Raw genomic sequence first — 25,628 nt, forward strand, 5'->3', positions numbered from 1 at the left:
CGCTTACCGGGGAAATAATAGAATTGTTAGAAGGGAAATTTCCTAATGGGGGTTAGTGTGTGAAGTATATTGAAATTGGCTTCGGAAATAGGTGGTTCGTTCGAACAGAAACTGAAAATAAAGATGGAACTGAATTTGAAGAACGAGGAATTATAAAACCTATTTATTTTGAGTCTTTATATGTACGAGTGTGGTTTCGGAAAACGTGTTTAATTTTTGATACGAAAGAAAGGTTTAAAAAGGTTAAGAAGAGGAGGATTGAATATAAATTTATAGTTGGAATTGTAAGTAGACTGGATAAAGAAGAAGTGGGCTAACATGCGTAGTTATATTGGACAGGAAATTCTTTTGACTTATATCAAATTCATAAAAAGCAATTTTACTAAATATAAATTGTTAATACAACCACTAAAAATTATTATCAAGACCTAAAAGCTAAAAATCTTTAAAAAATAAAGGTGAGCGCATATTAGTCATGTATAATATGTACTCACCTTTATTTTCTTGTTCAAAGCACCCGTTAGTCACTCATGGAACATGGAATAAAGTGTGGTATTGATTTAAAATAAAGTTTGATAATTTATAAAAAAGATTGATAAAATCCTGTATTAATATAAGGTTTTTTTTGCCCCTTAAATTTCAGTTGTATTGTTCAATTAAAGGGCCAGATTGTTGAGGAAACAGGAATAATAAGAATACTCAAAAGATTGTTTGTGAAGTGTTACACTTAAACTAACGGGCAGTTTAGCTTAAGTACATTTTTTCACAAATTTAAAGGGGGAAATTTCCCCATTTTTTATACCAGCTTAACGTTGATTCGGGAATATAGAACTTCGCTACCTGCTAATTGAATTCTACTTCATCTGGAGACCTTTAAATTAAAATGTTTCCTTTCTTCTGACAGACTTATTAAATTTCGAAAACAATCAATTCAATCATCTTTTCGTATAGAAAAACTTATTAAGAAACATGCACTAGAAAAAATATAAATCATATATAGGAGATATCCCGTTTGAATGCTTGAGGAGGATATTATGAAACCTATGTTACCTAGTGAAAAATATTTCGGTAATTTAGAACTAGTTTATGCATTTTATGGGGCTATGCCTACAGGTGTTACTGTTTCAGAAACCGGTCGTATTTTCATTTGCTTTCCGAAATGGGGAGACGATGTTAAATTTACTGTGGCGGAAATTTTTGAGGATAAATTGCAGCCTTATCCTAATTTACAAACCAATTTGGTTAACCCCGAGAATATCCCAATGACTTTCATCAGTGTCCAAAGTGTAGTTGCTGATGGAAGGGGAACGCTTTGGATATTAGATACAGCGGCACCAAATTTTTCTGAACCTATTAAAGGGGGGGCAAAATTAGTCGCTGTTGATTTAGAAACCAATACAATAAGAAAAGTATATACCTTTACAGAAGATGTTGTCCTGCCTACAACTTATCTGAATGATGTCCGTTTTGATTTTCGTGTTGGAAAAGCAGGTTATGCCTATATAACGGATTCTTCTTCAAGAGGACCAGGAGCTATTATCGTCGTAGATTTATCAAATGGAAACGCGTTTAGACGGTTAAATGGAGCAAATTCAACTTCACCCGATCCCTATTTTTTACCGAAAGTAGAAGGTCAAATTTTAATGAATCGAAACAAAGACGGTTCAACTTCTCCATTTAGATTGGCGTCTGATAGTCTTGCGATTTCTCCTGATGGAAAGATATTATTTTTTGCTCCACTAACCAGTCGGCATTTGTTCTCGATCTCAACAGAAGCCCTGAGAGACAGAACGATATCGGACATGAATTTACCTTATCATGTGGAGTATTGGGGAGAAAAAGGTGCGTCTGATGGAATGATCACTGATGCAAAAGGAACTGTTTATGCTGGAGATTATGAAAATAACAGTATCCGTAAGATATTTCCAAATTGCATAATGGAAACTATTGCACATGATCCGAGAATTTTGTGGCCGGATACTTTTTCAATTGGTCCGGATCAATATTTGTATGTCATTGTGAACCAATTACATCGACAGCCTAGATTTCATTATGGAAAAGACTTACGACAGAAACCTTATAGTTTACTTCGTATCAAAATTGATGAATTTCCTGCTCCGACCTTTTCATAATAAAAATAGTCAATTAATTGTTTTCATTGATAGAAAATGATCAAACTTTTTTATAAAATCAAAACATAAACCTGCTGGATAAGAATCCATTTTGATCAATCTTTTTCAAAATGGATTCTTTTTATTTACCATAGAATACGGGTTAACACGATATTTTTAATCAAACTTTATTTTAAAATTACGAAGAAACTCATGAATGTTTTAAAAAATATGGTGAAGTAGTAATACCCGAACTTATGAGTGAAATTAATGAAAAGTTAAAATGGGATGTTGTTAGTTATGTAGATCATAAGGAGTATGCTTTATGGCCACATTCTATTTGAAGATTTTTCATTGAAAATCTCAATAGCTCTTTCACATATTTCTTGATTAATACAAAATCTTTCTGTTATCCAATAATTAAGTTCAGAAGATGTAAGGCTTTGTTCTATTTTCTTACCTTGGAAATATCGTTTTAAAACATTATCATTAATAGAAGTTGGAATACCATCGATATAACCGAAAATCTGAATTTTCTTTAATACAGGAGATGTATGCCAATCGTTAGACTTTTTAATGAGTTCTTTCATACTTGATAAATGTATTGGATCTGTATGTAAGATTTTTGCTGGACCTGGATTTCTAGCAATTTTAATCCTATTATTTGAGACTTCATAAGTGAAAGTTTCTCTTACATTACTTACTTGAAATGATTCATAAAGTGGGTAAGCTTGGAATAAAGGTGCACAATAACCAACATCAACGTAATAAGGTTGGTCTAAGTTAACCCGTAAGCATAAATGTCCGGGATCCATATACATAAAATGAACATTAAAACCAAGATTTGATAATAACCAATGGAATCCAATTGAGTGCGTCCAACAAGTACCCCCGAGACCTTTTGTTGTAATACGGTTTATGTATGTCTCAATGGAAGGAAAATAATTACCTGTTTCATTACCCTTTTCCCAGTCAATTATTTTAGTAAGGGTTTCCCATTTTATTTTTTCTTGATGAGCTTTAATAAGCTCATTTAAAAACTTTAAGCTAGTAGGCTGTTTTGTCGTACCTAAAAATGATAGAAAGCTATTTACTAGTTGTACTTGGGTCATTTTCTTATCCTTTCTATATAGAAATTGCTATTGGTATTATTATACAATAGGTGTCAGAAAATACAGTTGTTTATTATTGGAGTGGGAGAGAATTATATGTCGATGTCGCTATATTATAAAAAAATCCGTGAGCAATTAGGCCATGAACTAATTCTAATACCGAGTGTAGCTGCTGTTATAAAGAATGGGCAGGGAGATATTTTGTTTCAATATCCTGGCGGGGAATACTGGAGTTTGCCAGCTGGAGCAATTGAGCCTGGAGAAACTCCAGAAGAAGCGGTAGTTCGTGAAGTGTGGGAAGAAACGGGTTTGAAAGTGCAAGTAAAAAAACAAAAAGGGGTATTTGGAGGGGAAAGGTTCCGTCATATATATCCGAATGGCGATCAAGTAGAATATATTGTTGTTGTGTTTGAATGTGAAATTACTAGTGGAAAACTGAAATCGATAGATGGTGAATCTTTAAAACTACAATATTTCTCATTTTCTGAAAAGCCTACTTTAGCGCTACCATACCCAGATAATATATTTTTATAGATGTAAAATAACACACCTTACTTATTGAAGGTGTGCTATTTATATAACCCGGTCGTATACATCTCCGTTAACGTATACACAATTTCCTCTAAGTTAATCTTTTTATCATTTTGCGTAATAGTCCAAAGAAACGATTCATTCATCGCGAACCAACCGCGTGCTACAATCTCTTTATTTAAATTAGGTTGTGCTAATCCACTTTCTTGAGAGTAAGTAATATCCTGTTTAATACTTGTTATAAAACGTTCCCGAATCTCATCCCATTTTTGCCGTATTTCTCTTGATAATCCTATCGCTTCCTCTACAACGTGCAAAATAGCGCGTTCTTCATCTGCTAATTGCAGGAATGCTCTAACTTGATTTTGGATCATTATACGTGCTTCCTCTTTTGTTTGTGGAGAAAAAGAGAGCTCAGCAATATTATAAAATTGATTCATAACATCTTCCATTAAACTAATTAGGAGATCATCTTTGTTTTTGAAGTATACATATGCTGTTCCATAACCAGTTTCTGCATGTTTAATAATTTGTGTAATTGTCGTTTTTTGAAATCCATTATTTATAAAAATAGTGTAACCAGAGTGTAATAGTTTCTTCTTCGTTTCTAAGGAGCGGTGTTTTCTTGATGAAAGAGTAGAGTTTTTCAAAGAATCACCTCTTTATACTGAAATATCTGAAAATATAACTGTATTGTAAAAGAAGTTCATATATAAAGTCAACTGACACAATATCATTGACGTTGTATCAATTATGGTGATATATTTCAATTAGTTAGAATAAAAAGAAAATTAAGAGAAGGTGACACCATGTATAAAGAACCATTTCAACCAACTTATGAGTATGCGCTTGAATGTGATAAACATGATGAACTGAAAGATTTTCAAACTGAATTCTATAAAAAAGAAGGTACTATATATTTAGATGGAAACTCATTAGGGCTACTTTCAAAAAGAGCAGAGAAATCATTACTTACGTTGCTAGAATCTTGGAAAGAGTATGGCATTGACGGCTGGACAGAAGGTGAGCACCCGTGGTTTTTCCTTTCAGAGAAATTAGGTAAACTTACAGCCCCTCTTATTGGAGCTTTACCCGAAGAAACTATTGTAACCGGTTCTACGACTACGAATATACACCAAGTTATTGCGACGTTTTATGAACCAAAAGGAATACGTACAAAAATACTTGCGGATGAATTAACTTTCCCGTCAGATATTTATGCACTTCAAAGTCAAATTCGTCTAAAAGGATTAGACCCAAATGAACATCTAGTAAGAGTGAAAAGCCGAGATGGTAGAACACTTTCTGAAGAAGATATTATTTATGCGATGGAAGATGATATCGCTTTAATTTTATTACCTTCTGTTTTATATAGAAGTGGTCAAATTCTGGATATGAAACGTTTAACAACGGAAGCTCATAAACGCGGCATTCATATCGGATTTGATTTATGCCATTCAATAGGATCTATTCCGCATCATTTCAAAGATTGGGATGTCGATTTTGCTGTTTGGTGCAATTATAAATATTTAAATGCAGGACCAGGTAGTGTTGCAGGCCTTTATGTAAATAGTAAACATTTTAATAGACTGCCAGGATTGTCTGGATGGTTTAGTTCTAGAAAAGATAAACAGTTTGATATGGAGCATACATTAACAGCTGCTGATCATGCAGGTGCTTATCAAATTGGTACACCGCACGTATTAAGTACAGCAGCATTAATTGGTTCACTTGAAATTTTCAAAGATGCTGGTATTGAACGTTTACGTGAGAAATCTTTACATATTACGAGATACATGCTGAATTTAATTGGACATGAATTAAAAGATTTCGAATTTACAATTGGAAATCCATTAGAGGATGAAAAACGAGGTGGGCACATTTATTTAGAGCATGCAGAAGCAGCACGTATATGTAAAGCACTAAAAGTAAATGGAGTAATTCCAGATTTTAGGGCGCCAAATGGGGTGAGACTTGCGCCGGTCGCTTTATATAACACATACGAAGAAGTGTGGAAATCTGTACAAATATTAAAGAAAATTATGAAAAATGAAGAGTATAAGCAGTTTGAAAATAAGCGAGAGGTTGTGGCATAAATATGAAAACATCAGAGTGGATTGATATTTCACAACCGCTAAATAATAATATTGCAACGTGGCCAGGAGACACACCGTTCTCGTATGAAGTTTCATGGTCAAAAGAAGAAAGTGGCTCAGTAAATGTCGGAAAGTTAACGATGAGTATTCATACAGGCACTCATATTGATGCACCATTTCATTTTGATAATGATGGAAAGAAAGTATTAGATTTAGATGTTCAAGTTTATGTTGGCCCAGCACGGATTATTGACGTTTCTAATCTTGAAAGCATCGGGAAAAAGGAATTAGAAAGCTTTCATTTAGAAGGTGTAGAACGATTATTATTACGTACATCTTCACATGGAAAAGCTGAAGAATTTCCAGAGGTGATCCCTCATTTACGTGCAGACATAGCGTCGTTTCTTTCAGAGAAAGGTATTCGTTTAATCGGAGTAGATGTACCATCAGTTGATCCGCTAGATGATAAAGAATTAGCAGCGCATCATCAATTATTTAAACATGGAATTCATATTTTAGAAAATGTCGTACTAGATCATGTAGCAGACGGTGATTATGAACTTATTGCATTACCACTTGCATTAACTGATGCAGATGGAAGTCCAGTTCGAGCCGTTATTAGACCAATATAAGTAGAATCATATAAAAGGGGCGTTTGGCTAATATGAAAGAAAATGAAAAAGTAATTATGGAAAAAGGGATTCATACGGATTTTAAAGAGAATATGACGTATGGGGAGTATTTACAATTAGATAGTTTACTATCTTCTCAAAAAAGATTATCGGACCATCATGATGAAATGTTATTTATCGTTATTCACCAAGCAAGTGAGCTTTGGATGAAGCTCATTTTACATGAGCTAAATGCGGCGATTGAATCTATTAAACAAGATAAATTACAACCAGCTTTTAAAATGTTAGCACGTGTATCAAAAATTCAGTCTCAAATTATTCAATCTTGGGATATTCTTGCGACATTAACACCATCAGAATATATTGAGTTTCGTGATTCACTCGGTCAAGCTTCAGGTTTTCAATCGTATCAATATCGTATGATTGAGTATGCACTTGGCTATAAAACGCCACACGCATTAAAAATTTATGAAAAGGATCCAGAATTACATGCACGACTTCATAAAGCGCTACATGCACCAAGTCTATATGATGTCGCGATTCAAGCATTAGTAAAAGAAGGATTCCCTATTCATAAAGATGTGTTAAACCGTGATATTACGCAGCCTTATGAAGAAGATGCAACAGTAGAAGCAGCATGGTTGGAAGTGTATGCGGATGTGAAAAAATATTGGAATTTATATCAGCTTGCTGAAAAATTGATTGATATTGAAGACTGGCTACAACAATGGCGTTTCCGTCATATGAAAACAGTAGAAAGAATTATTGGACATAAAATGGGAACAGGTGGATCCTCCGGTGTTTCTTATTTAAAACGAGTACTTGATCAACAATTCTTCCCAGAGCTTTGGAATGTTCGTACGAAATTATAAAAATAAACCTGTCAGTTCATTATGGCTGACAGGTTTATTTTTATTTGAGCACAATTATGTTTAAAATGAAGGAACAAGATATAATAAATGGAGTAACTATTTAAATGGAGGTAAAGTTTTTGGATTTCAAGCAACTAGAAAATAAATTCGAAAAGAAAAAAGTGAATACATTTCTTGTTTATCAAAAAGGGGAATTAACAACTGAGTACTATAAAACACCTGAATGTGCAAATAACTTATATAAAATAAATTCGATTACAAAAAGTATTGTATCTTTATTAATTGGTATTGCTCTTGATAAGAGCTATATAAATGATATACATACACCGATTACAGAGTGGATTGAAAATGTACCTGGAGAAAAACATGATTTGACGCTTTATCACTTATTAACAATGACTACTGGTGAGGATTGGAAAGAGTTTGGAAATGGAGTAGTATTCCCAAATGACTTTGTAGAATCAGAGAACTGGGTGCAGTACATATTAGAAAAGCCAATAATTGAAGAACCCGCTACAAAAATGAATTATAATTCAGGTTCTTCTCATTTACTGAGCTATATTATTCAAGAAGCTACTGGAATGTCGACAGAGCGGTTTGCAAAGAAATATTTATTTGATCCATTAGAAATTAACGAATACGAGTGGCAACAAGATCCGCAAGGTATATATGTCGGCGGCTTCGGTATGAAAATGAAATCTACCGATTTATTAAAATTAGGAAAGTTATTTTTGCAAAATGGATATTGGAATGAAAAAGAAATTGTATCAGCGAAATGGTTAGAAGAGTCAAGTAGGGCTCTATTTGAAACATATGAACATGTCGGTGCATATGGATATCACTGGTGGGTATTACATAACGGAAGATTTCACATACCGTATTGTATATATTTTGCTATGGGATACGGCGGACAATACATCGTTATCATTCCTCAGTTAGAAATAGTAGCTATTATAAGTAGTCATATGCCAAAACGTGGGCTTGTTCCATTAAAACTATTTATTGAGCATGTACAGGGAAATTCTAATTATATATAAGAAAAGGAGGGAATGTATGAAGGATGAAAAAATTTTATCTTTATTTAGATTATGTTTAAGTCTTCTAGTGTGTAGCGCCATTGTTACGCAATTCATAATTAGGGCACAAGTGAAGCCGTTTAATCCAGTTAACTTTTTTAGTTTCTTCACCATTGAAAGTAATATTTTAGTTGCATGTATTCTCCTTTTAAGCAGTATCGGAACAGCTACATTTGGTCGCTCAGAACAGTTTAGTATACTTCGTGGTGCGGCAACGGTATACATACTTACGACAGGACTCGTTTATTTTTTGTTACTAAGAGGGTTAGAAGAGTCACTTCAAACGGCAATACCATGGGTAAATACTGTGCTACATTATATCATGCCGATTGCAATGCTTTTAGATTGGATTTTAAATCCACCTATTAAGAAAATCACTTGGAAACAAGCTGCAAGTTGGCTCTTATTCCCGTGTTTTTACGTTGTATATAGCTTAATACGTGGTCCAATCGTGAATTGGTATCCATATCCGTTTTTAGATCCGAGAATAAGTGGATATGGTAAAGTACTTTTATATAGTATAGGGATAGCTGTAGTAATTGGCGCTATTTGTATATTGGTAAGATTTTTAGGGAATCGAAACTTTAGGAAAGAATTTTAGAAATGCAAGGAACCCCACTGTTTCCATTTTTAACAGTAGGGTTTCATTTTATCCCGCATTAACGGGCAGCCCGATTGGTGAGGGCTGATTAAAGTTTCACTTTATCTACTCGTCTTCTGAAACGACAACTTTATAAATTTCTCCGTCTTCGTTTCAAATTCTACATCAACAAAAACACCATATTCTTTTCCATCTTCACGTAACCACAATTTAAATTTTTCAACAGTTATTTGAACTGTTTTTGGTTTTCTACCTATATGAAGATAGTCAATAATTTCTGCTTTTGGGTATTGTTCTTTCGTCTTTTCTACGGCAAGTTTACCCCATTTGGCATACGGCGGCTGCGCATGAACAATTGATGAGCCTGTATATATATTTGAACATGTTGTTAGGAACAGAATGACGAGTGCGACACGTTTTAACGATTTCTTCATGATGAACTCCTTTTATCCTTTTTTTATATTGTTTACATATTTTTTCAACGATATTAGTTTGGATTTTTTTGTCTTCTTTACATAAAAGCGAGGCTTTTACAAAACATAACCAAGAAATCATTTCCGTAATTAAGGAGGGAAAATTATGCGCCAAAAAGCTATTTTTAAAATAGCAGTTTTACTTGCGTTCATAGGACTGTCTTTAATGGTCAGTAGTATACAACTAAAGAATGTAGAAGCTTTTTCTAATCAAGTTATTCAAAGAGGAGCATCTGGCGAAGATGTCATTGAACTGCAATCTCGTTTGAAATATAACGGATTTTATACGGGAAAAGTGGATGGTGTTTTCGGATGGGGTACATACTGGGCACTTCGGAATTTTCAAGAGAAATTCGGATTACCCGTTGATGGTTTAGCTGGAGCTAAAACGAAGCAAATGCTCGTGAAGGCAACGAAGTATGACAAGTCAACTGCTAATAAAGGGACGACAACGAATAAAGGAAATAGCGGCGGAACTGCCCAAGAGAATAAACCACCTCAAAATAAAGGGACAAATGTTCCGAACGGTTATTCTCAAAATGATATTCAGCTTATGGCAAACGCAGTATACGGAGAATCACGTGGTGAACCGTATTTAGGACAAGTTGCAGTAGCTGCCGTTATTTTGAATCGTGTTACAAGTGCGTCATTCCCAAATACTGTTTCAGGTGTAATCTTTGAGCCTAGAGCATTTACAGCAGTAGCCGATGGACAAATATATTTAACGCCAAATGAAACAGCAAAAAAAGCAGTTTTAGATGCGATTAACGGATGGGATCCAACAGGAAATGCTTTATATTATTTTAATCCAGATACTGCGACTAGTAAATGGATTTGGACTCGTCCACAAATTAAAAAAATCGGTAAACATATTTTCTGTAAATAGAGCGGAGGTGGGACAATGTTACGAGGTATTATCATTGTATTATTAACAGTCGGTGTAGTAGGAACAGGCTATTGGGGCTATAAAGAGCACCAAGAGAAAAATGCGGTTTTAATTCGAGCGGAAAATAGCTATCAACGTGCATTCCATGATTTAGCATACGAAGTCGATTTATTACACGATAAAATTGGCACAACACTTGCGATGAATTCACGATCATCTTTATCACCTGCATTAGCGGATGTATGGCGTTTAACATCTGAAGCTCGCTCAGATGTAGGACAACTTCCTTTAACATTAATGCCATTTAATAAAACGGAAGAATTTTTAGCGAATATCGGTGATTTCAGTTACCGTGCAGCCATTCGTGATTTAGAAAAAGAGCCGTTAAATGAGCAAGAATATAAAACGCTACAAACTTTATATTCAAATGCAGGAAATATACAAGATGAACTAAGAAAAGTACAACATCTTGTTTTGAAAAATAATTTACGCTGGATGGATGTAGAAATGGCACTTGCATCAAATCGTGATCCAGCAGATAACACAATTATTGATGGATTGAAAACTGTAGAGAAAAACGTAACATCATATTCTTCTACAAACTTCGGACCGACCTTTACAAGTGCGCAAAAAAATAAAAAAGGCGGATTTGAAGCGGAAGGAAAGGCAATTTCTAAAGATGAAGCGGCGAAAATTGCCAAATCGTTTTTGAATTTAAAAGGAAATGAAAAAGTAGATGTAGAGAAAAGTGGAAAAGGTGCGAAAGAATCCTTCTATAGTGTGAAAATTAAAGATGAAGCAACGAACAATGAGTTCTATATGGATATTACCGGAAAAGGCGGATATCCAATTTGGGTTATGAATAACCGCGAAATTAAAGAACAGAAAGTTAGTTTAAACGATGCAGGTAGTAAAGGTTTAAAATTTTTAAAGGACCATAAGTTTAATAATATGGAGCTTTATGATAGCTCACAATATGATAATGTTGGTGTATTTACGTATGTAGTAAATGAAAATGGAGTACGAATTTATCCAGAAGCAATCCAAATGAAAATTGCTTTAGATGACGGTTCTATCGTAGGGTTCTCCGCAAAAGAATATTTAGCGTCACATCAAAAACGAACAGTTCCATCGGCAAAGCTAACTGCAGCAGAAGCAAGAAAGAAAATCAATCCGGATGTAAAAGTAATGGAAGAACGTAAAGCTGTAGTAGTTAATGATTTGCATAATGAAGTACTTTGCTATGAATTTGTAGGTACTTTAGGAAAAGATACGTACCAAATATTCATTAATGCTAATAGCGGGGTCGAGGAAAAGGTAAAGAAAATGCAAGCTGTTGAAAAAATTTATGATTAAACCTTAAAAGTGAAGTGGTGAAAATAATGAAAACTCTAATATATATATTAATGCTTTGCTTCGTTATAACTGGATGCAGTATTGGAACAAAAGAAAACCCAAACGAAAAGCCGGAACAAAAAAATGTTTCAATGAAAAATGTTAATTATACGAATAAATCAAATAAGCCAAATGAAAAAGCGGCAGATCATTTAGCATCTTTAGCAGCAAGTGTGCCAGGTGTGAATGATGCGACAGCGGTCGTTGTTGGAAAATATGCTATTGTAGGTATAGACGTAAAAGCAAAACTTGATCGAACTCGTGTTGAATCAATTAAATATTCTGTTGCAGAAAGTTTAAAAAATGACCCTGACGGTGCTAATGCAGTCGTTGTAGCAGATGTTGATACGTATGAACGCCTCAAACAAATCGGAAAGCAAATTAAAAAAGGAAAAACAGGTGAAGGTATACTAGATGAATTAGCGGCTATTGTGGGACGAGTAATGCCACAAGTTCCAAATGATATGATTGAAAATCGAGAAACGAATCCAATTAAAGATAATGATAAACAATTACCAAAAGATGAAGAACAAGAGTTAAGAAAAGAACAGGATGATCAATCAAATAATCATTTGAATAAATGAAATTAGCCTCGTACTTAATTGTGCGAGGTTTTTAAGTATAATATTAAATATTCAGTTTATTTTTAAGGGAATATATGGTTTAATTATGATGGGAGGGACAACTGTTATGATGAAAAAAAGCGCATGTATATTGTTTAGTTTATGCTTAGGTTTCAGTATGACAGCGTGTGAAAAGAGAAAAGAAGTGAAAAATCAAACAGCAACTTCTTCTACTGTGATGGAAAGGCAACAGAAAGAATCTATCAATATAAATCATTTCTCGAACATAAATGAAGGAATGACTTATACAGAAGTGAAAGATTTAATTGGTTTTGAAGGGGATTTACTTATAGAAGAAGGGATAGAACATTCTACACAAATTAAACAAATTTTTGCTTGGAAAGGAAACAATCCAAATTCATTTGTTGAAATTACCTTTTTAGATGGAAGAGTGCATTCAAAAGCACAGCAAGGTATAAGTTAATAAGCTAAAAAATGGGAGAGTTTAGCATGAACATACACACAGGGGAAATTCAATTAGTTCCGTATAAGGAGAAATATAAAGAAGTTATACAAACATTTACTTTACCAAGTGAACAAGTTCAGTTTACAGCAGATCCAAGCGCATTACTGGAAAAAGCAAAAAGTAATCGTACAAAAAATGTGATTGTTATTTTAGATTACAATGGGGTACCGGTGGGTCTTTTCGCATTGGAAACGGGAGATAGAGTAAAGGAGTTCACAGATAATGAGGATGCTTTACTTTTAACGTCATTTTCTATTAATCACAATAGACAAAGAAAAGGATTCGCTAAAAAGTCATTGTTATTATTAGAAGAGTTTGTAAAACGCTATTTTCCAATAAAAAATGAAGTTGTACTTGCTGTGAATGAAAGAAATATTCCTGCACAAAATTTATATGCAAAAGTCGGCTTCGAAGATAAAGGTTTTAGAAGAATGGGACCAATTGGCCAACAAATAATAATGCATTTACCTATAATGAAATAATGAGATAGAAAACTTACTCTTGAATATTCACGTAGTAGGTTTTTTTATTTTAGTGATATATAATTATATGTATATAAAATGAAACAGAAATGAAGGATATAAAAAATGAATCAAGATAGAAAATGGAATATCGTTGGGGGAAGAGTGATTAAAACTGGGATTGCAGTTTTTCTTACAGTGTTAGTTTGTGAATTTTTTAACATTCCAACTATTTTTGCTGTAATAACAGCAATTGTTACAATTGAACCAACTGCAACAGACTCAATAAAAAAAGGGCTTATTCGCTTTCCGGCCTCAACAATTGGATCGGCATATGCCATGACGTTCATATTTTTCTTAGGTCATCAAGCAATTTCTTATGCATTAGCTGCGATGTTTACGATCGTTACATGTCAAAAACTAAGGTTACATGCGGGAACATTAGTCGCAACTTTAACTGCTGTAGCTATGATTCCAATTACGGCAGATCATTATTTCACTGCATTTTTAATTCGTTTAGCTACTACATCTACTGGTATTATAGTATCTACTTTAGTGAATTTTTTCATTTTCCCACCACACTACACGAAAACGATTTTTGGATGTACAGAGGATCTATTTGCTAAAACAGCAAATATTATGGAAGAATGGATTACTGCATTAGTTGCAGGAAAAGGTATGAAAAAGGAGACCGCTCAGGATTTATCTAAATTGACTGTATTATTGCATAAGGCGATACAATTTGTTCAATATGAGCAGAAAGATTGGAAATATCATCAACATACAAAGAAGGAAATGAGAAGCTTTTTAACCATGCAGAACCAACTTCATATATTACAGCAAATCATTTACCATATAGATAATTTAGCTCGAGTGTCAATTGAGACTTGTGACTGGTCACAAAGTGAAAGGGAAATATTACAACGAACAATTCATTCTATAATTGCTATATTGAGAAACCGTTGTAATGAAATTGATGAGGAACATTTGAAACTTATTGCTGAATTAGACAAGCAATTTTGGAGTTATAAAAATGATTTAAAAGATTATAAACCAAATCATTATCATCACCATTTTTCAAGTGAGTCTATTATTTTATTTGAGGTATTATCTATTCATGATATGTTAGAAGAATTAAAACAAATATCCGAGAAATATGAGTGGGAAAATCGATTCAATTGATAAGTTTATTTTATTGTGAGGGGAATAATATGACACTTTATATTGCATTACTAAGAGGAATCAATGTCGGTGGACATAAAGTAATCAAAATGGCTGATTTAAAACGAGTGTTTGAATCAATAGGGTTAAAACAAGTGAAAACATATATACAAAGTGGTAATATCGTGTTCGAATCTGAGGAAGATATAAGCTTTCTAAAGGACCGAATACAATCTGAAATAAAAAATGAATTTGATTTCGATGTTCCAGTCATGCTAAGAACATATGGTGAATTTATAAATATTATTAAACAATGTCCGTATGAAGTTCATTCATTGTTAGAAGGAGAAAGTGTTCATGTTGCTTTTTTAGCTAATGTACTTTCTGAAGAGGAAAGTAGTCAATTGCTTACATTTAAAAGTGAACTTGAAGATTGCTATATAGATGAGAAGGTTGCTTATTTGTTTTTCAAAAATAGCATTCGAAATTCTAAATTAATGAACCAGTTTCAGAAGTTACATACACCAGCTACAGTTAGGAATTGGCGTACTGTGAATAAATTAAAAGCAATTGTAGAGAGTATGTAAATATAAAAAGATGAGGTTTTCTACATGTAGAAAACCTCATCTTTTTACTTATATTGTTTTGCAACTATGAGTTCGACAATAGGATAAATAAAGAATGAAGAGCAAATTGCGATGAACAGAGGGAGGTTTTTAACGCCATCTAAATTAGCCCCCATAGAAAATCCTTCGGAGAAGATTAATAAAAGGAACATTACAACTACAAGCACAAAATACGCAATTTTAAAGCTTTTATATGTAATTTGTTGGCCCATTTCATCTTGACTTTCTTCTGATACACCGTGGGGATCTCCCCAAGTAATGTGATTAATTAAATTACTAAGTATTAACGAGATAGCAAAAATCGTACCACCCAAAATAGAACCTTCAGTGATGTATTTATATGTGCCATGTACTAGTATTGCAATTAATGCTAAAACAATGATTATAAAAATAGTTTTTTTAGTATTCAATAAATAATTGCCCCCCTCGATTGTAAAAAATTCTTTACAAATATAAGTATAAAATTGGAAAAGTATCATGTCAAATACTTTTTACATATAATATGTAAGTATGCAATATTTTGGTTTTATGATAAATAAAAAATTACAATACATTTGAATGTAAAAGAATGGGCTCGCATATATTTGGAAGGGATGTCAGATTAATTTAGGGGGTAGTTATGTCTATACTTTTAAAAGCTGGTGCAGATGCAGGAAACAACGGTTTGAAGTTAATGGTGAAAGGGCAAGACCCTATTTTTATTCCGAGTATTTATTCTTTATATATAGGTGAGCCGACAGGACTCTTAGATGAGGTAGATGTTTCATTATCTGAATTAGAAAACCACATTGATGTGACTATAAGTTCGCCATCGTTAATGCTTAATAATGTACGATACATCGTTGGAGAAAAAGTCATTCAAGATCAATTAAAAGGTACTGAGGTAGAGAAGAAATCAAATAAGTCAACGGATGAGTTAATGGTTATTACAATACTATCAGGTTTGGCGGTAAGCGCTATGCGTCAAAGTCCAACTTCTAGCCATATTAATATTCGTTATGATTTATCTGTCGCTCTTCCTATGCAGCTTATTACACAAGAAATAGCTGCTGAAAATGCAAAACGTTATATGGGAAATCATAAGGTTATTTTCCATTATCCGAACGGACGCGATGTGACAATTAATGTTTCAATTGAGTATTGTAAATGCCTGCCTGAGGGTGCTTCTGGGACATGGGGCATTGTATACGATGAAGAAGGAAATGTTGTGAAACATAAAATAGAATGTGAGCAAAATCAAGTTTCTGAAATTGATTTTGTAGATAAAACTCTACTCTCTTTTGATATTGGTGCAGGGACGACAGAAGAAGTTGTTTCATTAGGGGTAAATTTCCGTCCGCAACTAAGTAAAGGTTTATCTTATGGTGTAAAAGAGACGTTACTACAAATCATTACGAGATGGAACCGGAAGTATCCAACTAAGACGATTGATAGTATTACAGAATTCAATCAAATTTATTTAAATGATACGCATCCGAGAAATACCTTATTAGTTGAGGAATCACAGCCGGCACTATTAGGTTTAGCAGCGCGTGTCGCAACAGATATTATAAATAAAATTGATGATATGAAAGACGATCCATACGTGTTTATTTATGGCGGGGGTGCAGTAATTATTAAAAATAGTTTAAAAATGATTTTAAAGCAAAAAGGACGACTCAAAAATGTAATCTTTGTAGATAATCCGTTATTTACAAATGCACGAGGATTATTAGTATATACTTGTTCGCCAAAATATAGAGAGCATAAGCAAAAAGAGTTAGGATTTACAAACTTAACGATAAGTTAGTTGGTGGAAGTATGCGATCTAGGCGATATAAACGTGGTGATCGAGTAAAAATCAATATTCATAAATCGGTATCACCTGAAATGCTTGCGTGGCTGAATAAACAATCAAATCCAACTAATTTCTTCTTTTTTGCTGCGCAGCAATTATTTAAACAAGTAGGAGATATTGACGTTTCAAAAGCTTTACCAAGCAGCCATGTTTTCTCATTATATGTGGAGCCTTCATCCTTATTAAAAGTCGAAGTAAACCCTTTTAAAAACATGACACTAGAAGCAAATACATCCACCGAAAATGCAAAAAAAAAATTATGGGAATCTGTTGATCAATTAGATTGTCCATTTTTTTAAACATAGAAAAATATAAGAAGTCCCATCACTATACATACGAATACAGTGATGGGTTTTTGTTTGTAAATGGAAGGGGGCACAATACAATTTGTGCCCCTTCTGTTAATTATTTGTTTGTCTAAATTTCAGATGTATGTTTAGAAACCGCAGTAATTATGCTTTCCCAATCATTTGGATGATTTTCATGACCTGCCCCTTTAAGAGTTAATAATACTGAGCTTGGAATTTCATCAATTAGTGCGAGGCCATGTTCAAATGGGAGTGCTGTATCGTCTGTTCCATGAATAACCAATGTTGGTGCTTGTATGGAGTGAAGTACACCTTCATATGCATCATCACCTTGAAGTAAAGCGTGATTAAACATACTTAATAAATTGTTTGCGCGTTCTATTTCTTGTTTTACTTGTGTATAAACTCTATTTTCATCAAATATTCGTTCTGATCCACATAATAGACGAGATCCTGAAACTAAATACTCTGCCACATCATTTTTATTTGTCCAATCAATACTTGCGCTCTTTACATGATGTGTTAAAATCCTTTCATCCATTGGGGGTAAATCGCGAGTATTATTATCAGATCCTATTACACTAGTCGCTAGTAAAGTTAGCGTCAAAATTCTTTCGGGATGTTTTACAGCGGCAATTTGAGCAATCATACCACCTAATGACATACCAAAAAGATGGGCTTTATCAATATGATAAGCGTCTAATACCCCGATTGCATCTTCAGCCATATCTGTTACTGAATAATTTGAAGTGCCAGGTTCATATGTAACAGAGCGTCCAACATCGCGATTATCAAAGCGAATAACAAATTTTCCTGTGTTCGCCAACTGTTCACAAAATTCTTCATCCCAATATATCATTGAACAAGTAGCTCCCATAATTAATAAAATAGCGGGATCATTAGAGTTACCGAAGCTTTCTGTACATATATCAATACCGTTTATTTTAAATATCTTTTCACTCATAAAGTTAGCCCCATTTCTTTTGAATTTAATTAATAATACAGTTTTGAATAATTCTAAGATGTGTGTAAGATTCTTTTTGAAATTCATCCCGCTATTTGCCGGGCAGTAAGAGCCCGATTGGTGAGGAATGATTAAAGTTTTACTTTATAATGCTTTTTGCATAATTACCCCCAAAAATAAGTATATGGTAATTCAAGGCAAAAAATTTTGAGAAATAATTGTATGTTATTAAAATAAACAGTAAGGAGGAGAGGAAATGAAAGCAATTGTTATTGATCGATATGGCAGTGTTGAAGAATTAAAAGAAAGACAAGTTTTAAAACCGGTTGTTAAGAATAATGAGGTATTAATACGTATTCATGCAACATCTGTTAATCCAGTTGATTGGAAAATAAGAAAAGGTGAGTTACAAGAACAGTTACGCTTTTCATTTCCAATCACTTTAGGATTAGATGTAGCTGGAGTTATTGAAGAAGTTGGAGAAGATGTAGAGTGTTTCAATATAGGAGATAAAGTGTTTACGAAACCTGAAAATATAGGAAGCGGCTCTTATGCTGAATTCATTGCAGTACAATTAGATTTAGTATCACATATGCCTAATAATATTAGTTACGAAGAAGCAGCTTCTATTCCTCTTGCAGGACTTACAGCGTGGCAAAGTCTTGTAGATTACGCAAAAATAAAAGAAAATGACCGTGTATTCATTCATGCTGGAGCTGGTGGCGTTGGAAGTTTGGCAATCCAAATCGCAAAATTATTTGGAGCTTTTGTTGCCACGACTGCTAGTAGAAAAAATAAAGAATTTTTACAGTCTTTAGGAGCGGATCTCGTTATTGATTATAAAAAAGATAAATTTGAAGAACTAGTATCAGATTTTGATATTGTGTTAGATACAATAGGTGGCGAAGTGCAAGAAAAAAGTTTTCGAATTATTAAACCTGGTGGTGTTCTAGTTTCCATTGTTCATGAACCACTACAAAAAGTAGAAGGAATAAAATCAGGATTTTTATGGCTAAAACCAAATGGAAAACAATTAGAAGAATTATCAGCTTTAATTGTAAACGGGAAAATCAAACCAATCATAAGTAAAGTGGTGCCATTTAATGAAGCAGGAGTTCGAGAAGCTCATATTTTGAGTGAAGGACAACATGTTAGAGGAAAGATTGTAGTTAAAGTGGAATGATAATCAAGATTACAGCTTATAGAGTAACTAGATTTGAATAACGAAAAAGCTCAACAATAGATAATATCCCATACTATACATTTTCATTTGCAGGTATTATTTATTGTTGGCTATTGTGATATTACTTCTAATAAATACTGTTTCGTATTGTATCGTATAATTTCTCTAATCCAATTTCCATATCTTTCTCGTTTAACATTGAATAGCTAATTCTTAATTGGTTATCATTTGTTTCGTAATTTAATAGACAAGCTGTTCCTGGTAAAAAAGAGACATCTACTTCATTTGCTTTTTGTAATAAGGTAAAGGGATCTATCGAATCAGGCAGTGTCACCCATAAATTAAAACCGCCATTTGGTATTTCAAAGTTTAGTTCTTTTAATGGCGATAATATATCAATTGTTAAATCACGTCTCATTTGTAAAGCTGTTCGTAATTTTTCTAAATGATTTTTCATACGTTCCGCACGTAAAAACGGTAGAAGTGCCTTTTGTGTTAATAAAGGACTACCGATATCCATTGAACCTTTCACTGCATATAGCCATTCAAAAATAGGGCCATCGGCAATAAGTGCTGCAATACGCAATCCTGGTGCTAACGTTTTACTAAATCCTTTTATATATATTACGTGGCCATCCTTATCAAAACTTTTGATTGGAGGTGGTACTACAGCATCTTCAAAATATATTTCTCCGAAAGAATCATCTTCAATGATAAAAAATTGATATAGCTCCGCTAGTTCTATAAGTTCCATTCTTCGTTCTTTACTCATTACTGTACCTGTCGGGTTTTGGAAGGTCGGATTCGTATACAATAAAACGGGATTTTTACTTTGACAAATATCATCAATTAAGTCGGAGCAAACTCCATGATTATCAAGAGAAACAGGAATGATTTGAACACCTTTATTGATGAAAACATCAAGCGCGGCACTGTAACACGGACTTTCTACTAATACAGTATCTCCAGGTTTTAATAATGTTTGAGCAATTAAATCAATTCCTTGTTGTGCTCCGCTTGTAATTAATAATTGAGATGGGTCCGTCACTAATTTTTGGTGTTCATTTAAGTAATTTGCTATTTCAACTCGCAATTCATAATCGCTTTGAACTGGCCCATAAGTTGCTAACAACATCGGATTTTTATCTAGCAATTTATGCATTTCGTCTGCCAAAAATGGATTTGGTAACAGACGGGGATACAGAATTGCTTGTGAAAAATCATAATATTTACGGTGTTTATTCATTGCATATTGAGAACGCATAACATTAATCGTTTTCGTTTGTTGCCATTTATACGGAATTGGTTTGAAATCTTTCTTTACCCGTTTATATATGTAAGCACCTTTTCCTTGTTCGATGCGTATATACCCTTTCGTTTCTAACTGTTTATACGCTTTACGAACTGTTAATACATTGATTTGTAAATCTGTGGCCATACAACGTAAAGAAGGAAGAGATTCACCATGTGAAAGCATACCACTTTGTATTCTGTCAACAATTTGCATATATATTTGCTTGTAATACGGTATGTTTGTTTCTTTACGCAATACAATCTTCATAGGTTCACCTATTTTTCTTTTTAATTTAATTAAAGCGAAAAATATATAGGGAATCAACTACAACTTGAAGTAACTGTTATATGTACCGATACACTGTTATACACCATAGCCTCTATACTCATTTTAAGAGTAAAAAGGAGGAAGTAAAATGGTCATTTTTAATTACATTTTAGTATGTATTATTTTCGGGACAACATTTTTAACGATTAAAATTGGAATTGAAGCAGGGGCGCCACCGTTGTTTTCAGCAGGAATTCGCTTCTTTTTAGCGGGTATAATCCTTATGATTATTTTTAAATTAAAGCGAAAAGAAATTATGCCACATATATTTTCAAAACGTATTATGTATGCTGGATTTTGTTTAACATTTATGACATTCGCAAGTTTATATTGGTCAGAACAATATATTTCTTCGGGATTAGCTGCTGTTCTTTCTGCTACGGGACCAATGATGATTTTATTAATACAAGCAAAGAGGAATAGGGAGAAATTACAAAAGGAACAACTCGTTGCTTTAGTTATTGCACTGATAGGTGTTATATTTGTTTCTTTACCAGGAATGCATCAACAAGTAAGTTTCATATGGAGTATTGCTTGTATTGTTTTAGTTATAGGAGAGTTATTTTACGGAATAGGCTCTATTCGTTCGAAAGAAATACTTTCAGATTTATCAAATGTATCACCATTTCTTATTAACGGAATTCAAATGTTTTATGGAGGGATTTTACTACTAATCGCATCTATTATTGTAGAACAACCAAATGTAACTGTATTAACTTCATGGAGTGTACAATGGCCTATTTTATATCTCATATTTATCGGATCGATCGGTGGACACGGATTATATTACTGGCTCTTATCAAAAACAAACCCAGTATTTCCATCGACGTGGTTATATGTATCACCGTTAATAGCAATTATCGTAGGGTATATCGTATTAGGAGAACCCTTAAATCCTACAATGGGAATGGGGGCTTGTTTCATTTTGATAGGTGTATTTTTAGCAAACCGTACAACAATTGGAGCTTATTTTAAGCAAGGGAAGCTATTAAAGAAGGAGCTTTAAATAGAAACGACTAAAGTGTTTTGAGAACTTAAATAAATAGATGACACAAAAAACATGCTATTACTAATTTGTAGCATGTTTTTCTTATTGGAGCCGTTACCATAATTTTCTTAGAGAATAACGAACACTGTACTTTACGAACAGTGTTCGTTATGTTATAAATAGAACAAGTAATTCAAAAACATGTAAGGTGTGATTAATGATGGAAAGAACGAAAAATATGAAAAAAAGAATTGCCATTATAGGCGCTGGACCAGGAGGATTAACATTAGCTCGTATATTACAACAACATGGTTTAAAAAGTGTGGTGTATGAAAGAGAAACATCCCCAATGATTCGTCAACAAGGAGGTTCATTAGATATCCATCATGATACTGGTCAAGAAGCGCTAAAAGAAGCAGGATTGTTAGAGAAATTTTATGAATTTGCTAGATATGAGGGAGAAGATTTTCGATTATTTGATAAAAGTGGAAAAATATATTTAGATGAAGAAGCAGATTCAGCTGGCGGGAATCGTCCTGAAATTGATCGTGGTACTTTGCGTGAGTTGCTTTTAAACTCTGTTGATTCAGAATGTATACATTGGGGATATAATTTAATAAAAGCCGTTTCTCTAGAAAATGGTATGCATAAACTTCATTTTGAAAATGGACATGTAGATATTGTGGATTTAGTTGTAGCGGCAGATGGTGCTTTTTCACAAATTCGCCCACTTGTCACAGATTCGGCACCGCAATATACTGGAATTAGTATGATTGAATTGAATTTGCAAAATGTCACGGAAAATCATCCGGGAATAGCGGAGTTTAATCGACGTGGTAAAGTCTTTGCACTTTCGGATCAAAAAGGTATTTTGACACAGTTAAATGGAGATGACAGTATTCGAGTATACTTAAGTTTTAGAACTAATAAAGAATGGCTTGATAATTGTGGGATTCCATTTGAAAATGTAGAAGAAGCAAAGAGTCAACTTCTACAATATTTTGAGGACTGGGATGAAACTCTTAAAAATTATATTAGATGTGCAGATGGTGCAATTTTTCCTAGACGAATTTATATGTTACCTGTGGGGCTAACTTGGAATAGTACACCTGGTGTTACTTTAATTGGTGATGCTGCTCATTTAATGTCTCCATTTGCTGGAGAAGGTGTGAACCTAGCTATGCGTGATGCAGCAGAACTTGCACTAGCTATTGTAAAGTATGACGATTTGAACGAAGCAGTCAAAACTTATGAAGGAAAAATGTACGATTATTCTTCACAATCTGCTGCTATCTCAAATGATAACCTTGAAATTTGTTTTTCAGAAGATGCTGCTATTAAAATGTACAATCTTATGAATCAACTTCATGGACAACAATAAAACTGGATGTAATTAAGGAGAACTATGGAAGAGAAAACAAATACAACGAATAGCCGTCGTTCGCGACCAGCAAAAGAACCATTGAGTAAAGAAATCATTGTGAAAACCGCATATAACCTCCTGGAGTCTGAAGGAATATCAGGCCTTAGTATGAGAAAAATTGCAAAAGTGCTAGATACAGGACCATCTTCTTTATATGTTTATGTTAAAAATGCTGATGAATTAAGAGCGTTTGTATTAGATTATGGTCTAGGAAACATTGAAGAAATAGATGTCAAAAATGAAACATGGAAAAAAGAATTATTTGAACTTGTATATTCATATTTCAGAATTTTGTTCAATTCCCCTGGAATGGCAGAATTGGCTTTAATGACAATTCCAATTGGACCAAATTCGTTAGCTCTTACCGAACGGATTTTGCACCAATTACACCTAGGAGGAGTAAATGGGAAATCATCAGCATGGGGAGTAGATATTCTACTGTTATATGCTGCTTCAGTCGCCTTTGAACAAACAGCACGTAAAGAAAAGGGAACTACACTTGACGCAATTCGTGCTTCGTACGAAACATTAGATGTAGTAAAGTATCCGATGATTGTAAGCTTAAAAGATGATATGTTGTCTGGTGGAGAAGAAAGGTTCCGCTGGGGATTAGAAGTTGTACTTCAAGGTATTTTACATGCACAATAATAAGGATTTTAAAATCGAGAATTAATGGCGATATTTATATAAAATAAAAAACACACTATGTCTTTAAAATATAGTGTGTTTTTTATAATTAATTCACTTTTTTAATAAAGCCTTTATAATGACGTTTTACAAGCTGGCTTTCTAACGTCTTCATAGTTTCTAGTGCTACACCGACAATGATAAGTAAGCTTGTACCACCAATTTGAGCAGAAGGTGGTAACGTAGCAATTTTCGTGAATACGAGCGGTAATATAGAAATTGCACCTAAGAAAATTGCACCAATAAATGTTAAACGGTATAAAATTTTAGTTACATATTGTTCAGTTGCTTTACCAGGACGAATACCAGGAACATATCCATTTTGCTTTTTCAAATTCTCAGCCATTTGTTCAGGATTTACTTGAATAAATGCGTAGAAGTATGTGAAAGCAACGATAAGACCGACATAAAGTGTCATTCCAATTGGATGTGCGAAATCAAGATTTGCAACTAACCATTTTGATACGCTTGAATCAGGGAAGAGCTGCGCAATTGTACGCGGCGTCATTAAAAATGCAGAAGCAAAGATAACTGGTATAACACCAGCACTATTTACTTTAAGCGGTAAATGAGTGTTTTTTGCTCCTTGATATTGATTGTTTCCTGAAACAGCTTTTGCATATTGGATCGGTATTTTACGTACAGCTTGTTGAATGTAAATAACACCAACAACTATCGCTAAAATTACGAGTCCAATTAAAACAATTTTTATTATGTGCATAAATAGCTGATCGCCAGCATTTTGGAATTGTTGTAAATAAATTTGATTTGCAACATTTGGAATCGCGGCAACGAGACCTGCGAAGATAATCATCGAAATACCATTACCAACTCCGTTAGCGGTAATTTGTTCGCCTAACCAAAGTAAAAATGCAGTACCTGCAGTTAAAACTGTCGCAATAAATAAGTATGTAGTCCAGCTTTGATCTGTTATTAATTGTCCACCTGCTATATTATTAAAGCCATAAGACATTCCGATGGCCTGTATGAATGCGAGAATGATTGTAAAGTATCGAGTGAATTGAGCTGATTTCTTACGGCCCATTTCTCCTTGCTTTGCCCATTCCGAAAACTTAGGTATAACATCCATTTGTAGTAATTGTACTATGATGGAAGCTGTAATATATGGTGTAATACCTACAGCAAAGATTGAGAAATGTTGCAATGCTCCTCCACCAAATACGTTTAACATACCTAGAACGTTAGCTTGATCTTGTACTTTTAATACCTCTGCGTTAGTATGAGGAACTGGAATAAACGTGCCAATTCGAAAAACGATTAACATCGCTAGTGTAAAAAGGATTTTCCTTCTTATCTCAGCTACTCTCATGAAATTTGAAATCGTACGAAACATTATGTCGCCTCCTATATTTTTATCAGTAAAAAACTGATTATTATACCCTATGAAGTAACCACAAACCTCCTTCCGCACTAAATTCATTTGACAAATGGATTTTCATACATTTTGTAGTTTTCACGGATATAAAAATATAAG

Annotated in this window: 28 protein-coding genes; 21 read left to right on the plus strand and 7 right to left on the minus strand. The window is 33.7% G+C overall.

Translation table 11 applies throughout. The features are described 5' to 3' along the window. Positions 1-59 precede the first annotated feature (59 nt). Entirely contained in the window at positions 60-317 is a 258-nt protein-coding gene (locus CQ064_RS22555; protein ID WP_000873830.1) for a DUF3977 family protein, read from the plus strand. Between the two features lie 717 nt (positions 318-1,034). Continuing rightward, a complete protein-coding gene (locus CQ064_RS22560) occupies positions 1,035-2,132 on the plus strand; it encodes an L-dopachrome tautomerase-related protein (protein WP_014482048.1) in 1,098 nt (365 codons plus the stop codon). Positions 2,133-2,434: 302 nt separating this feature from the next. On the opposite strand, the gene CQ064_RS22565 is transcribed toward CQ064_RS22560, so the two are convergent. After that, positions 2,435-3,223 (minus strand): arylamine N-acetyltransferase, encoded by a 789-nt coding sequence (locus tag CQ064_RS22565; protein WP_000195530.1) that lies wholly within the window; start codon positions 3,221-3,223, stop codon positions 2,435-2,437. Positions 3,224-3,319: 96 nt separating this feature from the next. On the opposite strand from CQ064_RS22565, the gene CQ064_RS22575 reads away from it, so the two are divergent. Next, positions 3,320-3,757, plus strand: a complete 438-nt coding sequence (locus tag CQ064_RS22575) for an NUDIX hydrolase (RefSeq protein ID WP_000062938.1) — start codon at positions 3,320-3,322, stop codon at positions 3,755-3,757. Positions 3,758-3,792: 35 nt separating this feature from the next. On the opposite strand, the gene CQ064_RS22580 is transcribed toward CQ064_RS22575, so the two are convergent. After that, positions 3,793-4,404, minus strand: coding sequence for a TetR/AcrR family transcriptional regulator (locus tag CQ064_RS22580; protein ID WP_000798533.1), 612 nt, complete (start codon positions 4,402-4,404; stop codon positions 3,793-3,795). Between the two features lie 159 nt (positions 4,405-4,563). On the opposite strand from CQ064_RS22580, the gene kynU reads away from it, so the two are divergent. The 5 genes from kynU (at position 4,564) to CQ064_RS22605 (ending at position 9,031) form a co-directional block, all read left to right on the plus strand. After that, complete coding sequence (gene kynU / locus CQ064_RS22585) at positions 4,564-5,850, plus strand: kynureninase (protein ID WP_000276304.1); 1,287 nt, start codon at positions 4,564-4,566, stop codon at positions 5,848-5,850. 2 nt (positions 5,851-5,852) lie between these two features. Continuing rightward, a complete protein-coding gene (kynB, locus tag CQ064_RS22590) occupies positions 5,853-6,482 on the plus strand; it encodes an arylformamidase (protein ID WP_000858074.1) in 630 nt (209 codons plus the stop codon). Between the two features lie 32 nt (positions 6,483-6,514). Next, positions 6,515-7,354, plus strand: coding sequence for a tryptophan 2,3-dioxygenase (kynA, locus tag CQ064_RS22595; RefSeq protein WP_000661957.1), 840 nt, complete (start codon positions 6,515-6,517; stop codon positions 7,352-7,354). 119 nt (positions 7,355-7,473) lie between these two features. Further along, positions 7,474-8,391 (plus strand): serine hydrolase domain-containing protein, encoded by a 918-nt coding sequence (locus CQ064_RS22600; RefSeq protein ID WP_000346256.1) that lies wholly within the window; start codon positions 7,474-7,476, stop codon positions 8,389-8,391. 16 nt (positions 8,392-8,407) lie between these two features. After that, complete coding sequence (locus CQ064_RS22605) at positions 8,408-9,031, plus strand: Pr6Pr family membrane protein (RefSeq protein WP_000650962.1); 624 nt, start codon at positions 8,408-8,410, stop codon at positions 9,029-9,031. A 101-nt stretch (positions 9,032-9,132) separates the two neighbouring features. On the opposite strand, the gene CQ064_RS22610 is transcribed toward CQ064_RS22605, so the two are convergent. Continuing rightward, positions 9,133-9,465, minus strand: a complete 333-nt coding sequence (locus tag CQ064_RS22610) for a DUF3889 domain-containing protein (protein WP_000749154.1) — start codon at positions 9,463-9,465, stop codon at positions 9,133-9,135. Between the two features lie 145 nt (positions 9,466-9,610). Here CQ064_RS22610 and sleB point away from each other — a divergent pair, with 145 nt between their 5' ends. The 7 genes from sleB to CQ064_RS22645 all read left to right on the plus strand — a co-directional run bounded on the left by sleB (position 9,611) and on the right by CQ064_RS22645 (position 15,083). Continuing rightward, on the plus strand, positions 9,611-10,390 hold the full coding sequence (gene sleB / locus CQ064_RS22615) for a spore cortex-lytic enzyme (protein WP_001249053.1): 780 nt from the start codon (positions 9,611-9,613) through the stop codon (positions 10,388-10,390). 15 nt (positions 10,391-10,405) lie between these two features. Further along, on the plus strand, positions 10,406-11,746 hold the full coding sequence (ypeB, locus tag CQ064_RS22620) for a germination protein YpeB (RefSeq protein ID WP_000943728.1): 1,341 nt from the start codon (positions 10,406-10,408) through the stop codon (positions 11,744-11,746). A gap of 26 nt (positions 11,747-11,772) precedes the next feature. Further along, complete coding sequence (locus CQ064_RS22625) at positions 11,773-12,369, plus strand: YhcN/YlaJ family sporulation lipoprotein (protein ID WP_000854060.1); 597 nt, start codon at positions 11,773-11,775, stop codon at positions 12,367-12,369. A gap of 106 nt (positions 12,370-12,475) precedes the next feature. Continuing rightward, a complete protein-coding gene (locus CQ064_RS22630) occupies positions 12,476-12,832 on the plus strand; it encodes a hypothetical protein (RefSeq protein WP_000976439.1) in 357 nt (118 codons plus the stop codon). Positions 12,833-12,843: 11 nt separating this feature from the next. After that, a complete protein-coding gene (locus CQ064_RS22635) occupies positions 12,844-13,356 on the plus strand; it encodes a GNAT family N-acetyltransferase (RefSeq protein WP_003270739.1) in 513 nt (170 codons plus the stop codon). A gap of 105 nt (positions 13,357-13,461) precedes the next feature. After that, positions 13,462-14,517 carry an aromatic acid exporter family protein gene (locus CQ064_RS22640; protein WP_001070831.1) on the plus strand — a complete coding sequence of 352 codons (1,056 nt, stop codon included), beginning with the start codon at positions 13,462-13,464 and terminating at the stop codon, positions 14,515-14,517. Between the two features lie 29 nt (positions 14,518-14,546). Beyond that, entirely contained in the window at positions 14,547-15,083 is a 537-nt protein-coding gene (locus CQ064_RS22645; RefSeq protein ID WP_000177386.1) for a DUF1697 domain-containing protein, read from the plus strand. Positions 15,084-15,127: 44 nt separating this feature from the next. Here CQ064_RS22645 and CQ064_RS22650 read toward each other — a convergent pair whose 3' ends face one another. Next, positions 15,128-15,532, minus strand: coding sequence for a hypothetical protein (locus CQ064_RS22650; protein ID WP_001093141.1), 405 nt, complete (start codon positions 15,530-15,532; stop codon positions 15,128-15,130). A gap of 209 nt (positions 15,533-15,741) precedes the next feature. Between CQ064_RS22650 and CQ064_RS22655 the strand changes: the two genes are divergently transcribed. Continuing rightward, positions 15,742-16,911, plus strand: coding sequence for a ParM/StbA family protein (locus tag CQ064_RS22655; protein ID WP_000025623.1), 1,170 nt, complete (start codon positions 15,742-15,744; stop codon positions 16,909-16,911). An 11-nt stretch (positions 16,912-16,922) separates the two neighbouring features. Next, positions 16,923-17,258 (plus strand): hypothetical protein, encoded by a 336-nt coding sequence (locus tag CQ064_RS22660; RefSeq protein WP_001257761.1) that lies wholly within the window; start codon positions 16,923-16,925, stop codon positions 17,256-17,258. A gap of 118 nt (positions 17,259-17,376) precedes the next feature. Here the strand turns inward: CQ064_RS22660 and mleBCA are convergent, their stop codons facing one another. Further along, entirely contained in the window at positions 17,377-18,231 is an 855-nt protein-coding gene (mleBCA, locus tag CQ064_RS22665) for a BCA family alpha/beta fold macrolide esterase (protein WP_001290786.1), read from the minus strand. Positions 18,232-18,487: 256 nt separating this feature from the next. On the opposite strand from mleBCA, the gene CQ064_RS22670 reads away from it, so the two are divergent. Continuing rightward, positions 18,488-19,414 carry an NADP-dependent oxidoreductase gene (locus CQ064_RS22670; protein ID WP_000644578.1) on the plus strand — a complete coding sequence of 309 codons (927 nt, stop codon included), beginning with the start codon at positions 18,488-18,490 and terminating at the stop codon, positions 19,412-19,414. 127 nt (positions 19,415-19,541) lie between these two features. Here the strand turns inward: CQ064_RS22670 and pdxR are convergent, their stop codons facing one another. Then, the gene (gene pdxR, locus CQ064_RS22675; protein ID WP_000706796.1) at positions 19,542-20,975 is read right to left on the minus strand and encodes a MocR-like pyridoxine biosynthesis transcription factor PdxR; all 1,434 of its coding nucleotides are present in this window, start codon (positions 20,973-20,975) and stop codon (positions 19,542-19,544) included. 148 nt (positions 20,976-21,123) lie between these two features. Here pdxR and CQ064_RS22680 point away from each other — a divergent pair, with 148 nt between their 5' ends. From CQ064_RS22680 to CQ064_RS22690, 3 genes are all read left to right on the plus strand, one after another. Next, positions 21,124-22,041 (plus strand): DMT family transporter, encoded by a 918-nt coding sequence (locus CQ064_RS22680; RefSeq protein WP_000234338.1) that lies wholly within the window; start codon positions 21,124-21,126, stop codon positions 22,039-22,041. Between the two features lie 199 nt (positions 22,042-22,240). Beyond that, on the plus strand, positions 22,241-23,404 hold the full coding sequence (locus CQ064_RS22685) for an FAD-dependent oxidoreductase (RefSeq protein WP_003270701.1): 1,164 nt from the start codon (positions 22,241-22,243) through the stop codon (positions 23,402-23,404). Between the two features lie 24 nt (positions 23,405-23,428). Next, entirely contained in the window at positions 23,429-24,094 is a 666-nt protein-coding gene (locus CQ064_RS22690; RefSeq protein ID WP_000391640.1) for a TetR/AcrR family transcriptional regulator, read from the plus strand. 88 nt (positions 24,095-24,182) lie between these two features. On the opposite strand, the gene secY is transcribed toward CQ064_RS22690, so the two are convergent. Beyond that, entirely contained in the window at positions 24,183-25,487 is a 1,305-nt protein-coding gene (gene secY, locus CQ064_RS22695) for a preprotein translocase subunit SecY (protein ID WP_000490135.1), read from the minus strand. Positions 25,488-25,628: the final 141 nt, after the last annotated feature.

Origin of the sequence: Bacillus sp. MYb78, from assembly GCF_002975115.1 — a bacterium.
Taxonomy (GTDB): Bacteria; Bacillota; Bacilli; order Bacillales; family Bacillaceae_G; genus Bacillus_A; species Bacillus_A cereus.

Excerpts from the sequence above, each read along its gene's own strand:
- CQ064_RS22560 (WP_014482048.1), top strand. The coding sequence starts at position 1,035 with ATGAAACCTATGTTACCTAGTGAAAAATATTTCGGTAATTTAGAACTA.
- CQ064_RS22565 (WP_000195530.1), bottom strand. The coding sequence starts at position 3,223 with ATGACCCAAGTACAACTAGTAAATAGCTTTCTATCATTTTTAGGTACG.
- CQ064_RS22575 (WP_000062938.1), top strand. The coding sequence starts at position 3,320 with ATGTCGATGTCGCTATATTATAAAAAAATCCGTGAGCAATTAGGCCAT.
- kynU (WP_000276304.1), top strand. The coding sequence starts at position 4,564 with ATGTATAAAGAACCATTTCAACCAACTTATGAGTATGCGCTTGAATGT.
- kynB (WP_000858074.1), top strand. The coding sequence starts at position 5,853 with ATGAAAACATCAGAGTGGATTGATATTTCACAACCGCTAAATAATAAT.
- kynA (WP_000661957.1), top strand. The coding sequence starts at position 6,515 with ATGAAAGAAAATGAAAAAGTAATTATGGAAAAAGGGATTCATACGGAT.
- CQ064_RS22605 (WP_000650962.1), top strand. The coding sequence starts at position 8,408 with ATGAAGGATGAAAAAATTTTATCTTTATTTAGATTATGTTTAAGTCTT.
- CQ064_RS22610 (WP_000749154.1), bottom strand. The coding sequence starts at position 9,465 with ATGAAGAAATCGTTAAAACGTGTCGCACTCGTCATTCTGTTCCTAACA.
- sleB (WP_001249053.1), top strand. The coding sequence starts at position 9,611 with ATGCGCCAAAAAGCTATTTTTAAAATAGCAGTTTTACTTGCGTTCATA.
- ypeB (WP_000943728.1), top strand. The coding sequence starts at position 10,406 with ATGTTACGAGGTATTATCATTGTATTATTAACAGTCGGTGTAGTAGGA.
- CQ064_RS22625 (WP_000854060.1), top strand. The coding sequence starts at position 11,773 with ATGAAAACTCTAATATATATATTAATGCTTTGCTTCGTTATAACTGGA.
- CQ064_RS22630 (WP_000976439.1), top strand. The coding sequence starts at position 12,476 with ATGATGAAAAAAAGCGCATGTATATTGTTTAGTTTATGCTTAGGTTTC.
- CQ064_RS22635 (WP_003270739.1), top strand. The coding sequence starts at position 12,844 with ATGGGAGAGTTTAGCATGAACATACACACAGGGGAAATTCAATTAGTT.
- CQ064_RS22640 (WP_001070831.1), top strand. The coding sequence starts at position 13,462 with ATGAATCAAGATAGAAAATGGAATATCGTTGGGGGAAGAGTGATTAAA.
- CQ064_RS22645 (WP_000177386.1), top strand. The coding sequence starts at position 14,547 with ATGACACTTTATATTGCATTACTAAGAGGAATCAATGTCGGTGGACAT.
- CQ064_RS22655 (WP_000025623.1), top strand. The coding sequence starts at position 15,742 with ATGTCTATACTTTTAAAAGCTGGTGCAGATGCAGGAAACAACGGTTTG.
- CQ064_RS22660 (WP_001257761.1), top strand. The coding sequence starts at position 16,923 with ATGCGATCTAGGCGATATAAACGTGGTGATCGAGTAAAAATCAATATT.
- mleBCA (WP_001290786.1), bottom strand. The coding sequence starts at position 18,231 with ATGAGTGAAAAGATATTTAAAATAAACGGTATTGATATATGTACAGAA.
- CQ064_RS22670 (WP_000644578.1), top strand. The coding sequence starts at position 18,488 with ATGAAAGCAATTGTTATTGATCGATATGGCAGTGTTGAAGAATTAAAA.
- pdxR (WP_000706796.1), bottom strand. The coding sequence starts at position 20,975 with ATGAAGATTGTATTGCGTAAAGAAACAAACATACCGTATTACAAGCAA.
- CQ064_RS22680 (WP_000234338.1), top strand. The coding sequence starts at position 21,124 with ATGGTCATTTTTAATTACATTTTAGTATGTATTATTTTCGGGACAACA.
- CQ064_RS22685 (WP_003270701.1), top strand. The coding sequence starts at position 22,241 with ATGATGGAAAGAACGAAAAATATGAAAAAAAGAATTGCCATTATAGGC.
- CQ064_RS22690 (WP_000391640.1), top strand. The coding sequence starts at position 23,429 with ATGGAAGAGAAAACAAATACAACGAATAGCCGTCGTTCGCGACCAGCA.
- secY (WP_000490135.1), bottom strand. The coding sequence starts at position 25,487 with ATGTTTCGTACGATTTCAAATTTCATGAGAGTAGCTGAGATAAGAAGG.